At 70.0% G+C, this 13,306-nt stretch carries 12 protein-coding genes; 7 read left to right on the top strand and 5 right to left on the bottom strand.

The window, feature by feature from the left end; genetic code table 11:
* Nucleotides 1–200 precede the first annotated feature (200 nt).
* From Y590_RS11185 to Y590_RS11160, 6 genes are all read left to right on the top strand, one after another.
* Nucleotides 201–497 carry a DUF3467 domain-containing protein gene (locus Y590_RS11185; protein ID WP_003606160.1) on the top strand — a complete coding sequence of 99 codons (297 nt, stop codon included), beginning with the start codon at nt 201–203 and terminating at the stop codon, nt 495–497.
* A gap of 93 nt (nt 498–590) precedes the next feature.
* Nucleotides 591–2,492, top strand: coding sequence for an efflux RND transporter periplasmic adaptor subunit (locus Y590_RS11180; protein WP_060769905.1), 1,902 nt, complete (start codon nt 591–593; stop codon nt 2,490–2,492).
* Nucleotides 2,493–2,503: 11 nt separating this feature from the next.
* Nucleotides 2,504–4,651: a PqqD family peptide modification chaperone gene (locus Y590_RS11175; protein WP_060769904.1), complete on the top strand. Its 2,148-nt coding sequence runs from the start codon at nt 2,504–2,506 to the stop codon at nt 4,649–4,651.
* A complete protein-coding gene (locus Y590_RS11170; RefSeq protein WP_060769903.1) occupies nt 4,644–6,680 on the top strand; it encodes a preprotein translocase subunit SecA in 2,037 nt (678 codons plus the stop codon). Before Y590_RS11175 ends, Y590_RS11170 begins: the two co-directional genes overlap by 8 nt.
* 13 nt (nt 6,681–6,693) lie before the next feature.
* A complete protein-coding gene (locus Y590_RS11165) occupies nt 6,694–7,563 on the top strand; it encodes an efflux RND transporter periplasmic adaptor subunit (protein ID WP_060769902.1) in 870 nt (289 codons plus the stop codon).
* 69 nt (nt 7,564–7,632) lie between these two features.
* Nucleotides 7,633–8,289 (top strand): hypothetical protein, encoded by a 657-nt coding sequence (locus Y590_RS11160; protein WP_201026790.1) that lies wholly within the window; start codon nt 7,633–7,635, stop codon nt 8,287–8,289.
* Nucleotides 8,290–8,528: 239 nt separating this feature from the next.
* Here the strand turns inward: Y590_RS11160 and rfbA are convergent, their stop codons facing one another.
* The 4 genes from rfbA to rfbC all read right to left on the bottom strand — a co-directional run bounded on the left by rfbA (nt 8,529) and on the right by rfbC (nt 12,072).
* Complete coding sequence (gene rfbA / locus Y590_RS11155; protein WP_060769900.1) at nt 8,529–9,419, bottom strand: glucose-1-phosphate thymidylyltransferase RfbA; 891 nt, start codon at nt 9,417–9,419, stop codon at nt 8,529–8,531.
* A gap of 16 nt (nt 9,420–9,435) precedes the next feature.
* Nucleotides 9,436–10,326: a dTDP-4-dehydrorhamnose reductase gene (rfbD, locus tag Y590_RS11150; RefSeq protein WP_060769899.1), complete on the bottom strand. Its 891-nt coding sequence runs from the start codon at nt 10,324–10,326 to the stop codon at nt 9,436–9,438.
* Between the two features lie 2 nt (nt 10,327–10,328).
* Nucleotides 10,329–11,387, bottom strand: coding sequence for a dTDP-glucose 4,6-dehydratase (gene rfbB, locus Y590_RS11145; protein WP_060769898.1), 1,059 nt, complete (start codon nt 11,385–11,387; stop codon nt 10,329–10,331).
* 133 nt (nt 11,388–11,520) lie between these two features.
* A complete protein-coding gene (rfbC, locus tag Y590_RS11140; protein ID WP_060769897.1) occupies nt 11,521–12,072 on the bottom strand; it encodes a dTDP-4-dehydrorhamnose 3,5-epimerase in 552 nt (183 codons plus the stop codon).
* A 174-nt stretch (nt 12,073–12,246) separates the two neighbouring features.
* Here rfbC and Y590_RS11135 point away from each other — a divergent pair, with 174 nt between their 5' ends.
* Nucleotides 12,247–12,690, top strand: a complete 444-nt coding sequence (locus Y590_RS11135) for a DUF2147 domain-containing protein (protein ID WP_060769896.1) — start codon at nt 12,247–12,249, stop codon at nt 12,688–12,690.
* Nucleotides 12,691–12,711: 21 nt separating this feature from the next.
* Here Y590_RS11135 and Y590_RS11130 read toward each other — a convergent pair whose 3' ends face one another.
* On the bottom strand, nt 12,712–13,179 hold the full coding sequence (locus Y590_RS11130) for a hypothetical protein (protein ID WP_060769895.1): 468 nt from the start codon (nt 13,177–13,179) through the stop codon (nt 12,712–12,714).
* Nucleotides 13,180–13,306 lie beyond the last annotated feature (127 nt).

Genomic DNA, 13,306 nt, shown 5'->3' with positions numbered 1-13,306 from the left:
CAATAGCTCCTATCGCCCTGTGTGCCATAAATGCAAGGCGACTTGGTTTCGCTGGGTTGGCAAGGCAAGCCGTCGTTCAACGACGGCTTTATTCGTGCAATGTCTTGACGAGGACTTAGGCTTCGCGAACCAGCCCGGCGGTGATGTCGAGGAGCCCGAGGAAACGTCGTGCGGTGATGCGCGCAGATGAGGGAGCAGTCGTGAGCGAGAGCAGCAAGCCCGGTGCCGCCGATCAGGTGCGTGCGATCGAATGGCGTGAAGACAGCATGTCGACGCAGTTCGCCAACGTCGTGAACGTGCAGGGCACCCGCGAGCAGGTGGATCTGTTCTTCGGCACCAACCGGACCTGGAACCTCGCCGAGACCGAGAGCGTGGTGGTCGATCTCTCGAACCGCGTGATCCTCACGCCGCTCGCGGCCAAGCGTCTCCACTCCGTCCTCGGCGGCGTGCTGACCGAGTACGAGAACCGGCACGGGCGCCTCGACCTCGACGCCTGACCATCCGGCTCCGCCGCCGCGCCGAACGGCGTGGCGGTGCGGCCCTTTCCCTAACAAGACCCTGAGCGCCGTCATTCAAGGAATCCGGGGGCCATGAGCGAGCGTTTGGCGGTGGAGGGCTCGTCCGCGGCGGGTGTGTCCGCAGCGGGCGCGGCCGCGCGCCTCTCACTGCTGGAGCCGGCCCTGTGGCAGGTGCTCCGGACCTCCCACACGCTTCAGACGGCGGCGGAAGCGTGGCTCACGCTCCAGGCGCCGATGCTCGGCGCCCCGAGGGCCTGCGTCCTGCTTCCCGGCACGTCGGTGGGGCTCGCCCCGCTCGCCGTGTTCCCGGCTCAGTCCGAGTGCGAAGCCGGCCTGCGCGAGACCGCTGAGGCCGCCTTTCGCGAGAACCGCCCGGTCGTACAGGCGATGGCGGAGGCCGGGCCGCATCCGGGTGCCGCGCCGCAGGGGCCGGGGGCGTGGATCGCGCTGCCGCTGGTTCTGGACGACGCGTGCTTCGCCGTCACCGCCTTCGCCCTCGACAGCCTCGACAAGGACGAGCTGCGCGCCGCGATCCGTCAGGTGCAGTGGGGCAGTGCGTGGCTCGTCGCCAAGCAGGCCGAGCTGGTTGGGCGGGGCGAGCGCCGGACGCTGGCCCGCTCGCGCTCCGTTCTCGACCTGCTCGCCGGGGTGCTCGAGCAATCGCGCTTCTCCGCCGCCTGCACCGCCGCGGTGACGGACCTCGCCATCGCCTTTTCCTGCCAGCGCGCGGCGATCGGCTTCGTGCGGCGCGGCAGCGCCCGGATCACGGCGATCTCGCACTCGGCGCAGTTCGGCCGCGAGATGAACCTCGTGCGCCGCCTCGGCGCCTGCATGAACGAGGCGATCGACCAGCGCAGCCTGATCCTATTCCCGCCGCCCGAGAACGAAGCCACCGTCACGACGGCGCATGCCGACCTCGCCCGCCTGCAATATGGCGGCCGGGTGCTGACCGTGCCGATGCTCGTGGACGACCGCTTCGTCGGTGCCATCACTCTGGAGCGGCCCGCCGACCAGCCGTTCAGCCTGGAGACCGTGGAGCAGGTCGGCGCCTGCGCCGCCGCCATCGGCCCGGTTCTGGAAGACAAGCGGCAGAACGACCGCTGGCTGGTGCTGAAGGCCACCGACGCGGTGATGAACGGCGCGCGGCTGATCTTCGGCCCGAACCATACCGGGCTCAAGCTCGGCCTCGCCGCGGCGCTGGCGGTGGTCCTGGCGCTCTCGGTGATCAAGATTGATTACCGCGTGACCGCCGATGCCCGCGTCGAGGGCCTCGTGCGCCGTTCCGTCGTCGCCTCCTACGACGGCTATCTCAAGACCGCGGGGCACCGCGCCGGCGACACGGTGCGCAAGGGCGATCTCCTCGCCGCCCTGGAAGACCGCGATCTCGCCCTGGAGCGCCTGCGCTGGGTCACCGAGCGCCAGCAGCGCACCTACGAGTACGACAAGGCGCTCGCCACCCGGCAGCCCGCCACGATCAACGTGGTGAAGAGCCAGATCGACCAGGCCGACGCGCAGATCCGCCTGCTCGACGAGCAGATCGCCCGCTCGAAATTCACCGCGCCCTTCGACGGCTTGATCGTCTCCGGCGATCTCTCGCAATCCATCGGCGGCGCCATCAGCCGCGGACAGGTGCTGTTCGAGATCGCCCCGCTCGACAGCTACCGCGTCGTCCTCAGCGTGGACGAGCGCCTGATCGCCGACCTGCGCGAGGGCCAGACCGGGCACGTGCTCGCGACCTCCCTGCCCGACCAGCCGCAGGTGCTGACGATCCAGACCATCACCCCCGTGGCCGAGGCCAAGAACGGCCGCAACCTGTTCCGGGTCGAGGGCCGGATCGAGGACGGCGCCACACGGCTGCGGCCGGGCATGGAGGGCATCGCCAAGGTCGATGTCGACCGGCGGCTGCTCGCCTGGGTCTGGGCCCGGCCGATCGTCGATTGGGTGCGCCTCGCCCTCTGGCACTGGTGGCCGTGAGGGGTTGAGGCATGTCCCAGTCCCTGTTCAGCCAATCGTGGTACCGCGTGGCGGCCCTGCGCCCGCGCCTGCGCCGCCACGCCGAGATCCACCGGCAGAGCTTTCGCGGCGAGGTCTGGTACGTCCTTCAGGATCACCAGACCGGGCGCTTCCACCGCCTCTCGCCGGCCGCCAACCTGATCCTCTGCATGATGGACGGGCGCCGCACCCTGCACGAGGTATGGGAGGCGGCCGCGCGCCGCAACGAGGATGACCCGCCGACCCAGGACGACACGATCCGCCTGATCTCGCAGCTCCACGGCTCGGACCTGCTCCAGGGCGACCTGCCGCCCGATCTCGCCGAACTCGCCGAGCGCTCGGAATCGACCGCGCGCCGCACCCTGATCGCCCGGGTGAAGAACCCGCTGGCCCTGCGCTTCCCGCTCTTCGACCCCGATCCGTTGCTCGACCGGCTCGCGCCTTACTTCCGGCCGCTCTTCTCGGTCTGGGGGCTCGCGGTCTGGCTCGCAGTGGTGATCTCCGGCCTCGTCGTGGCCGGACTGCACGCGGGGGAGCTGACGGGCGACGTCGCGGGCCAGATGCTCTCGGCGCAGAACGTCGCGCTGATGATGTGCCTGTACCCGGTCATCAAGGCCCTGCACGAAGCGGGGCATGCCTGCGCCGCCAAGGCCTGGGGCGGCGAGGTGCACGAGGTCGGCATCATGCTGCTCGTGATGTTCCCGGCGCCCTACGTCGATGCCTCGACCTCCGCCGCCTTCCCCAGCAAGTGGCAGCGGATGATGGTGGCGGCAGGCGGCATCTTCGTCGAGCTGTTCCTGGCGGGCCTCGCCGCCATCGTCTGGGCCACGGCCGAGCCGGGCCTCGTGCGCGCGGCGGCCTTCAACGTGATGGTGATCGGCAGCGTCTCGACGCTGCTGTTCAACGGCAACCCGCTGCTGCGCTTCGACGGCTACTACATCTTCGCCGACCTCATCGAGATCCCGAATCTCGGCTCGCGGGCCAACCGCTACGTCTTCTACCTGATCGAGCGCTACGCGCTGAAGATCGAGGGCGCGAAGAGTCCGGTGACGGCGGACGGCGAGCGGCCCTGGCTGTTCGTCTACGCGGTGGCCGCCTTCGTCTACCGCACCACCGTCTCGATCGCGATCGCCAGCTTCATCGCGACGCAGTACTTCGTCTTCGGCGTGCTGCTGGCCGGGCTCGCCCTGTTCGGCACCGTCGTCTCGCCCCTCGTGAAGGGGCTCAAGTTCATCCTCACCGATCCGAAGCTGAACCGGCGCCGGAGCCGCGCCGTGACCCTCACGAGCGTCGCCACGGGTGCGATGCTGGCCCTGCTGTTCGTGGTGCCCCTGCCCTATACGACAATGGCCCAGGGCGTCGTCTGGGCGCCCGACGACACGCAGATCCGCACCAAGACCGACGGCATCCTGACCACGCTGCTGGTGGAGCCCGGCCGCGACGCGCAGGCCGGCGAGGCCCTGGCGACGCTCGAAGACCCGAGCCTCGACAGCCGCGTCGCGGTGCTGGAGGCGCAGCTCGCCGAACTGCGCCTGCGCTACGACGCCGCCCGGCTCGGCGACCGGGTGCAGGCGCAGATCCTCCAGGAGCAGATCGCCAGCACGCAGGAGATCCTGCGGGTCTACCGCGAGCGGCAGGCCGGCCTCATCGTGCGGGCGTCCCAGGCCGGCCGGCTGATCGTGCCGGGTGCCGTCGATCTGCCGGGGCGGTATCTGCGCCGGGGCGAACGCATCGGCTACGTGCTCACCGCCGACGACCCCGTGGTGCGGGTGGTGGTGCCGCAGACGGATGTGGACCTGATCCGCAGCCGGACGCAGGGCGTCGCCGCGCGGCTGGCCGAGAAGCCCGAGGAAGTGCGCGCCGGCTCGATCCTGCGCGAGGTGCCCGGCGCGCAGCAGGAGATCCCGAGTCTCGCCCTCGCGACGCAGGGCGGCGGCATCATCGCCGTGGACGCCAGCAACCCGCAGAAGCCGGTGGCGCTCCAGAGCATCTTCGTCTTCGACGTCCAGCTCGCCGGCGGCCTCCCCTTCAACGTGCTCGGCGAACGGGTCTATATCCGGTTCGATCACGGGGCGGAGCCGATCGCGTGGCGCGCGCTACGCAGCCTGCGGCAGGTGTTCCTGAGCCAGTTCCGTGTCTGACCCCCTCGCCCTTTCCGCCGGCTCGGCGCCCGGAACCGCCTTCCGCGTGCCGCCGGCCCGCGCCTATTCCGAGCGCAAACCGCTCAAGGCGAGCCGGCTCGATCAGGCCGCCGCGCGGGTGATCGGCCGCGTGCGCGTCGGGCTCGCCGGCTGGGCCGCCCGCCGCTACGCGCGGATCGCCCGCGCCGCCCTGGCGCAGGCCGAGGACATCGCCGAGCTGTCCGAAGAGGCGCTGCACTTCCGCATTCGGGCGATCACCGGCACTCTGCGCGCCCGGAAAACCTTTCGCGACGCCGACATCGCGGAGGCCTTCGCGCTGATCCGCGAGATGTCGGGACGGGTGAAGGGGCAGCGCCATTACGGCGTGCAGATGATGGGTGCTGCCGCCATCCTCGACGGGCGCGTCGCCCAGATGGCCACCGGCGAGGGCAAGACCCTCACGGCGACGCTGGCCGCAGGCGCGGCGGCGCTGGCCGGCCTTCCGGTCCACGTCGTCACGGTCAACGACTACCTCGCCGAGCGCGACGCCGAGGAGATGCGTCCGCTCTACGCCGCGCTGGGTCTGACGGTCGGCGTCATCAAGGAGAAGCAGGAGCAGCCGGAGCGGGCGCAGGCCTACGGCTGCCACATCACCTACTGCACCAACAAGGACCTCGCCTTCGACTACCTGCGCGACCGCATCGCACTGGGCCAGCGCGCCAGCGACGTACGCCTCAAGCTCGAAAGCCTTCACGCGAGTGCGAGCCGGCTCGCCCAGCTCCGCCTGCGCGGACTGCACTTCGCCATCGTCGACGAGGCCGACAGCGTGCTGATCGACGAGGCGCGCACGCCGCTCATCATCTCGGCCCCGGCCGGCTCGCAGTTCGGCACGGAGGTGCTCGCCCGCGCCATGGAGATCGCCGCGGAGTTGAAGAACCCCGAGGATTACGGGATCGAGGCGGCCGAGCACCGGATCATCCTCACCGATGCCGGCCGCGAGCGGATCACGGGTCTCGCCACGAGCGACGGGCGCGGCGAGGCCTCGGCCTGGCGCGGGCGCGTCACACGCGAGGGGCTGGTGCGCCAAGCGCTCTCGGCCCTGCACCTGTTCCACCGGGACGAGCACTACATCCTGCGCGACGGCAAGGTGGTGATCGTCGATGCCAATACCGGCCGGGTGATGCCGGACCGGAGCTGGAGCGACGGCCTGCACCAGATGGTCGAGCACAAGGAGGGCTGCGAACTCTCCGGCGCCCGCTCGACGCTGGCCCGCATGACCTACCAGCGCTTCTTCCGCCGGTATCCCCGGCTCGCGGGTATGACCGGCACGACCCGCGGCGTCGCCGCCGAATTCTGGACGGTCTATCGGCTGCCGGTGGTGCGCATCCCGACGCACCGGCCGGTGCAGCGGCGCCACCTGCCCGACGAGGTGCTTCCCGACGAGGCGGCGAAATGGCGGCGGGTGACGGCGCGCATCGCCAAACTCCATGCGAAGGGCTGCCCCGTTCTGGTCGGCACCCGCTCGGTGGGGGCCTCCGTGCGGGCGAGCGCATATCTCACGGAAGCCGGACTGCCGCACACGGTGCTCAGCGCCGCCCAGGACGGGCAGGAGGCGGCCATCGTGGCGCAGGCCGGGCAGCGCGGCCGCATCACGGTGGCGACGAACATGGCCGGGCGCGGCACCGACATCAAGCTCGGCCCTGGCGTGGCCGAAAGCGGCGGCCTGCACGTCATCATGGTCGAACGGCAGGACGCGCAGCGCATCGACGACCAACTCGCCGGCCGCAGCGGGCGCCAGGGCGAGCCGGGCTGTTTCCAGGCGATCCTCTCCCTCGACGATCCGCTGCTGGATGGCAGCATCATCAGCCGCGGGCTCGCCCGCCGCATCATGGCGCTGCTCGGCCCCGAGCGGGGCCGGGTCTTCGGCGCGCGCCTGCTGCGCCACGCGCAGTGGCGCACCGAGCGGCTGCACGGGCGCATGCGCGCCGACCTGCTGCAATCCGACCAGATGCAGGACCGTATTCTGGCTTTTGCCGGCCATGCCGAGTGAGGACTGTTTCGCGATGACCCTTCAGGCTGGAACGCGGCAAGCCCGGATCTGCGCGGCGCTCGCCGCCCTCTTCCTCTCCGCCTGCGCAGCGAGCGCCCAGGACACCCGCGTCGATTGCGTGGTGGAGCCGGCGCAGAAATTGAAGATCGGTTCGGCCACGCTCGGCATCCTCAAGAGCGTGCCGGTCAACCGGGGCGCGGCGGTCAAGGCCGGCGACATCATCGCCCAGCTCGATTCGAGCGTGGAAGAGGCCAACGTCGCCCTGTCGCGGGCGCAGGCGGAATCGACCGCCGGCATCGAGGCGCAACAGACCCGCGTCGAACTCTACAAGCGCCGCCTCGAACGCCAGAACCAGCTTTCGAAGGGGATCGTCACCCAGGAGAAGCTCGATCAGGTCGAGGCGGATTACGAGATCGGCCGGCGCGACCTCCAGACCGAGATTCTCAAGCACAAGCTCAACGGCATCGAACTCAAGCGCGCCGAGGCGCAGCTCGAATTGCGGATGATCCGCAGCCCGATCCGCGGCATCGTCACCGAGCGGCTGATGTCGGCAGGCGAGTTCGTGCGCCAGGACAGTGCGATCTTTACCCTGGTCCAACTCGATCCGCTCTACGTCGAGGCCTACCTGCCGGTCTCCCGCTGGAAGGAGATCGCGCTCGGCATGCCGGCGACCGTCGTGCTCGACCAGCCGATCGGCGGCGCCTACGAGGCCAAGGTCAGCGTGGTCGACCAAGTCTTCGACGCGGCGAGCGGCACCTTCGGCGTGCGCCTCGAACTGCCGAACCCGGACTTCAAGCTGCCCGGCGGCCAGCGCTGCAAGGTCGCCTTCCCGCTTCCCCCCGCCGGCCCGCTCGCGACCGCCCTGCCCCCCGACACCAAGTAGGCCGCGAATCGGGGACCGGTTGCCCGACGCGATGGACCTTTGCCCGCCATCGACGTATTGCGCTGCACGATGGAGCGGACGGCGACACGGATGCTGACGGTGGGACTCGCGGCGCTTGGCGCCGCCGTGCCGCCCGCCGACGCGGGCAGCGCGCGGGCGCAAGCGGCCGGAACCGCCGAGACAGGCCGGGAGGCCCAGGATGGGTCCGAGGCACGCGCCTTGATCGAAACGCTGAGCGCCCGCCTTCTCGCCGCGCCGAGCGCCACCGCCGTTCTCGAAGCGTGGTGCGCCGAGCGCGGGCTCAGCCCCGATCCGCGGATCGTCGCCGTGCGCGTCCCCGGCCCCGACAAGCCCCCCGGCGCGGCCCGGCGCGAGCGGCTGGCCGTTGGCCCGGACGAGCCCGTGCGCTACCGCCGGGTGCGGCTCACCTGCGGCACCCATGTCCTGTCCGAGGCCGACAACTGGTATGTTCCGAGCCGCCTGACGCCCGCGATGAACGCGGCGCTGGACGGCACGCAGGCTCCCTTCGGCCACGTCGTGCGCCCGCTGGGTCCAAGCCGGCGCAACCGGTCGCTGACGATGCTGTGGCGGCCCGAATCCGGCGGCGTGCCGGGGCCCGGTGAGCCGCTGTTTTCCGTCGAGGCGGTGCTGACGGCGGGCGGCGTGCCATTCTGCGAAGTCGCCGAGACCTATACCGGAGCCGTGCTCCTTCAGGGCGAGCGCTGACGCGACGCCCGGCTGGAGCATCGTCCCGAAAGGTGGTTGCCGGCTTTCGAAAATGAGATGATGCGAAAACAGGAGCCTCAAGCATCGCGCTGGATCAGGTATCCAGGACGATGCTTTGGATCCCGGTTTGTCCCATCCGTCATCGCGCGGACGCGAAGTGATCCGGAACCGCGACCGTTCCGGAGAGATCGGTGCGTTGGACGGCTTTGCCTCGCAGTGACGGGATCAAGGTTCGTTGGTCAGAAATCCTGATCGGCCCGGCGGCCCTCGCGGGCGAGGCGCAGCAGGTTCTGGCCATAGCTGGTCTTGGCGAACAGCTCGCCGCGTGCCTGCAACTGCTCGCGGCCGATGAAGCCCTGGAGGTAGGCGATCTCTTCGAGGCAGGCGACCTGAAGGCCCTGCCGACGCTGCAGCACGCGCACGAACTCGCCCGCTTCCAGCAGGCTGTCATGCGTGCCGGTGTCGAGCCACGCATAGCCGCGGCTCATCCGCTCGACATGGAGCTGGCCGCGCTCGAGATAGGCCTGATTGACGGATGTGATCTCGAGTTCGCCCCGGTCGGAGGGCTTCACCTCCGCGGCGATGTCGAGCACTTGGTTGTCGTAGAAGTACAGCCCCGTCACCGCCCAGGGGCTTTCGGGGGTCTTGGGCTTCTCCACCAGCCGCAAGGGCCGACCGGACTCGTCGAGGGTGACGACGCCGTAGGCCTCCGGATGATCGACGTGATAGGCGAACACCGTCGCCCCGCTCTTGCGGGTGCGGGCCTTGGCGAGCAGGTCGCTCATGCCGTTGCCGAAGAACAGGTTGTCGCCGAGCACCAGCGCCACGTCGTCGGTGCCGACGAAATCGCGGCCGATGATGAAGGCCTGGGCCAGCCCCTCGGGCCGCGGCTGCACCGCGTAGGAGAAGGTCAGGCCGAATTGCTCGCCGGTGCCGAGCAGGCGTTGGTAGTTGCCGAGGTGCTCAGGCGAGGAAATGATCAGGATCTCGCGGATGCCGGCCAGCATCAGCACCGAGATCGGGTAGTAGATCATCGGCTTGTCGTAGACCGGCAGCAGCTGCTTGTTGATCGCCAGCGTGGCCGGGTGGAGCCTTGTGCCGGAGCCGCCGGCGAGCACGATGCCCTTCATGCGAAATACGTCCTGATCAGTGGGAGCGAGCCGGCCCGACCAGCCGGTCGAGGATGTCGTCGAGCGCCTGCTCCCACGAGCGCGGCGCGAGGCCGTAGGCGTCGGTCAGGCTCTGGGTGGAGAGGCGCGAGTTCACCGGACGCCGGGCCGGCGTCGGGTAGGCCGAACTCGGGATGCCCTCGACCGGCACCGAGCGCCCGCCACGCCGGGCCGAGCCCGCAACGATCGCGCGGGCGAAGTCGCACCACGTCGTCGCGCCGTCGTTGACGCAGTGAAAAGTGCCGGTCGGCGCGGCCTCGTCGCCCGCCAGCCGCAGGGCGATCGTGGCGAGCGCGTGCGCGAGATCGGCCGCGGAGGTCGGGCAGCCGTGCTGGTCATCGACAACGGCGAGCTTCTCCCGCTCGCCCGAGAGCCGCAGCATCGTCTTCACGAAGTTGCCCCGGTGCGGGCTCACCACCCAGGCGGTGCGGACGATGGCATGGCGCGGATTGGCGCTTCGCACCGCCATCTCGCCGGCAGCCTTGCTGGCGCCGTAGACGCTTCTCGGGTTCACCGGCGCATCGGGGGCGTAGAAGCCCTCGCCCGCCCCATCGAACACGTAGTCGGTCGAGACGTGGACGAGCGGGATGGCCCGCCGCTTCGTCTCGGCCGCGAGGATGGCCGGGGCCAGCGCGTTGAGGCGCCACGCGGCCGCGACCTCGCTCTCGGCCTTGTCGACGGCGGTGTAGGCGGCCGTGTTGATCACCGCCGCGTAGGCGCGCGCGTCGAGCGCGGCGGCCATGGCGGCCTCGTCGGTGATGTCGAGGCTCTGGCGATCGGGTGCGTGGACCTGCACGCCGTCGGGCCAGGGAAAGGCCTGAAGCTCCGTGCCGACCTGGCCGGCGCCGCCGAGGATCAGGATGTCCATGTTCAGGCGCTCTTGGGCGCGAGGCCGAGGCGCTCGCCGGAATAGCGGCCCTCGCGGATCGGGCGCCACCACGCCTCGTTGTCGAGGTACCAGCGCACGGTCTCCGTCAGCGCCTCCTCGAACACCTTGGTCGGCTGCCAGCCGACTTCACGTTCGGCTTTCGACGGGTCGATCGCGTAGCGGCGGTCATGGCCGGGCCGGTCGGCGACGAAGGTGATCAGGCGCTCGTGCGGGCCGTTCTCCGGCTTCAGCCGGTCGAAGGCGGCGCAGAGGGCCTTCACCACGGCGAGGTTGTTGCGCACCGAGCGCCCGCCCAGCAGGTAGGTCTCGCCGAGCTGGCCGCGCTCCAGCACCGCGACGAGGCCGCGGGCATGGTCCTCGACATGGATCCAGTCGCGCTCGTTCAGCCCGTCGCCGTAGACCGGGAGCGGCTTGCCCTCGAGGGCGGCCAGGATCATCAGCGGGATCAGCTTCTCGGGGAAGTGGCGCGGGCCGTAATTGTTCGAGCAGTTGGTGACGAGCACCGGCAGGCCGTAGGTCTCGTGCCAGGCCCGGGCGAGATGGTCGGAGGCCGCTTTTGATGCCGAGTAGGGCGAGCGCGGATCGTAGCGGCTCTCCTCGGTGAAGAACGCGTCCGGCGGCAGCGAGCCGTAGACCTCGTCGGTCGAGACGTGAAGGAAGCGGAACGTCGCCTTCGCCTCACCGGAGAGGCTCTCCCAGTGGGTGCGGGCGCCGTCGAGCATCACCTGGGTGCCGATCACGTTGGTGCGCACGAAGGCGCCCGGATCGGTGATCGAGCGATCGACATGGCTCTCGGCGGCCAGATGCATCACCGCCTCGGGCCTGAACTCGGCGTAGAGCGCGTGGACGCGGGCCGGGTCACAGATGTCGGCCTGCTCCAGGCGATGACGCGGGTCGTCCGCCAGCGGCTGAAGCGAGATCGGGTTGGCGGCGTAGGTCATGGCATCGAGGGTCAGCACCTCGTGGCCGAGATCCTGCACCAGATGCAGCACCAGGGCGGAGCCGATGAAGCCGCAGCCGCCCGTTACCAGAATGCGCATCGATCCCAACTCCGTCCAATTCCTGTCCGCGGGGTCGGCATCCGCGGGATGGGCAAGGGCCATGCCTGGCCGCGCCTACGCCAACCTGAGGTCGAGCTCAATCCACTCGATCGAACGATCTCGATACCTTGAATCAGAACACCCGCCCGAGATCGGCCAGAAGCGGCGCGGCCTTGTCCTTGCCCGAGAGGATCGCATCCGCTTCCGCGACCGGCCACGCGATGCCGATCGCCGGATCGTTCCAGCGCAGGTTCCGGTCGTCGGCCGGGCTGTAATAGGCGTCGACCTTGTAGGCGACCATGGTGTCCGGCTCCAGGGTGCAGAAGCCGTGGGCAAAGCCGGCGGGCACGAAGAGCTGCTCACCGCCCGTTGCATCGAGCCGCACGGCGACGTGGCGGCCGTAGGTCGGGGAGTCGGAGCGCAGATCGACGGCGACATCGAGGATCGCCCCGGCCAGCACCCGGATCAGCTTGGCCTGGGCGTTGGGTGCGACCTGGAAGTGCAGACCGCGGATCGTGCCCGCGGGCGCGGAGAAGGATTGGTTGTCCTGCACGAAGGCGTTGGCGATCCCGTGCTCCGACAGGATGTCGGCGCGGTAGACTTCGGAGAACCAGCCGCGATCGTCGCCGTGGCGCTTCGGGATCACCCGCTTGACCGCCGGAATGTCCGTATCGATGACCTGCATCCGCCGCTCCTGACGCGTCCGTACCGGCTCGCCGTCGGCGTAGGCCGCGTGAAGGCGGCGAAGTCAAGGCTGCATCGTCATGCGGCCTCATACCCCGCTCCTTGCGTAACCCCGGCGGCCTGACTACCGCTCGCCCCGGCCGGCGGTCACTGTCCGGCGAGGAGGGAAGCTCGAATGACGACGCCGCGTGCCAACCGTTCACGCCATCGCCCGACGCATGTCTTCGCCGCGGCGCTGCTGCTCGCCGTGTCCGGCACAGGCGCTCTGGCGCAAAAGGCCTCGGACCTCTCCGGCATCTGGCAGACGGAGACGGCGGGCTCGACCGTGCGCATCGCCCGTTGCGGCGGCGGCTATTGTGGCGTGATCGCCTCGACCGCCGGGGCCGGCCTCGACGCGCAGAACCCCGATCCGGCGCTGCGCTCGCGCAAGCTCGTCGGCGTGCAGATCATGCAGGCCGGAACCCCGAGCGGCGACGGCTTCGAGGGCAGCCTCTATAATCCGAAGGACGGCAAGACCTATTCGGGCAGCGTGACGCCGAAGGGGCCCGACACCATCGAGGTGGCGGGCTGCGTGCTCAGCGTTCTGTGCAAGCGCCAAACCTGGCGGCGGGTCCGGTAAGCGAAACCCCGCTTCCCCGGCTCAGTGATCCGCGCTTCCGGGCGCGGAGTCCGTCGCACTGTCGACGAGCGCGGCCTTCTCGGCCGGCGGCTCGGCGCTCGCCATGGCCTTCGTCTCCAGAAGGTGCTGCAGGCGAGCGGCGAGCTGCTTGTCGAGGTGGCGGGCGTAGGCTCCCTTGAAGTAGCGGGCGCCGGTGCCGCGGCCGTAGATCCGGTCGTGGGCGACCGCCATGCGATCGACCTCCGGGCGGCACAGGAAGCCGGTCACTCCGGCCGCCTCGTACCAACGCCCGTCCCGTGCGAGCCGCATCGCCTTCGGATTGGAGATCACGGTTTCGGCGAAGCACGCCGTCGCCGCTTCCTCGAGCGGTGCCAGCACCGTGTGCTCGGAGCCGGCCACATGCTGCCGGGCCGGACGCGCCTCGGCCGCGGGGCCGAGCAGGACGAAGGCAAGACCAACGAACGGCACGGCTCTCATCACGGCTCTCATGGGGCGCCTCGAACGCGTATGGAACGCCACCAGTGTTCGCCGAAGATCATGCCGGATCTAGGGCGAAAACCGGTCGCCCATGCCGCAGCGCGGAACAAATCCGAACCTGTCGCCGGACCGCCACAGG

Source organism: Methylobacterium sp. AMS5 (genome assembly GCF_001542815.1).
In the GTDB taxonomy this organism is placed as follows: Bacteria; Pseudomonadota; Alphaproteobacteria; order Rhizobiales; family Beijerinckiaceae; genus Methylobacterium.
The sequence above is the reverse complement of the archived record's forward strand: the minus strand, read 5'-3'. Positions and strand labels throughout refer to the sequence as shown.

Excerpts from the sequence above, each read along its gene's own strand:
- Y590_RS11180 (WP_060769905.1), top strand. The coding sequence starts at position 591 with ATGAGCGAGCGTTTGGCGGTGGAGGGCTCGTCCGCGGCGGGTGTGTCC.
- Y590_RS11175 (WP_060769904.1), top strand. The coding sequence starts at position 2,504 with ATGTCCCAGTCCCTGTTCAGCCAATCGTGGTACCGCGTGGCGGCCCTG.
- Y590_RS11165 (WP_060769902.1), top strand. The coding sequence starts at position 6,694 with ATGACCCTTCAGGCTGGAACGCGGCAAGCCCGGATCTGCGCGGCGCTC.
- Y590_RS11160 (WP_201026790.1), top strand. The coding sequence starts at position 7,633 with ATGGAGCGGACGGCGACACGGATGCTGACGGTGGGACTCGCGGCGCTT.
- rfbA (WP_060769900.1), bottom strand. The coding sequence starts at position 9,419 with ATGAAGGGCATCGTGCTCGCCGGCGGCTCCGGCACAAGGCTCCACCCG.
- rfbD (WP_060769899.1), bottom strand. The coding sequence starts at position 10,326 with ATGGACATCCTGATCCTCGGCGGCGCCGGCCAGGTCGGCACGGAGCTT.
- rfbB (WP_060769898.1), bottom strand. The coding sequence starts at position 11,387 with ATGCGCATTCTGGTAACGGGCGGCTGCGGCTTCATCGGCTCCGCCCTG.
- rfbC (WP_060769897.1), bottom strand. The coding sequence starts at position 12,072 with ATGCAGGTCATCGATACGGACATTCCGGCGGTCAAGCGGGTGATCCCG.
- Y590_RS11135 (WP_060769896.1), top strand. The coding sequence starts at position 12,247 with ATGACGACGCCGCGTGCCAACCGTTCACGCCATCGCCCGACGCATGTC.
- Y590_RS11130 (WP_060769895.1), bottom strand. The coding sequence starts at position 13,179 with ATGAGAGCCGTGATGAGAGCCGTGCCGTTCGTTGGTCTTGCCTTCGTC.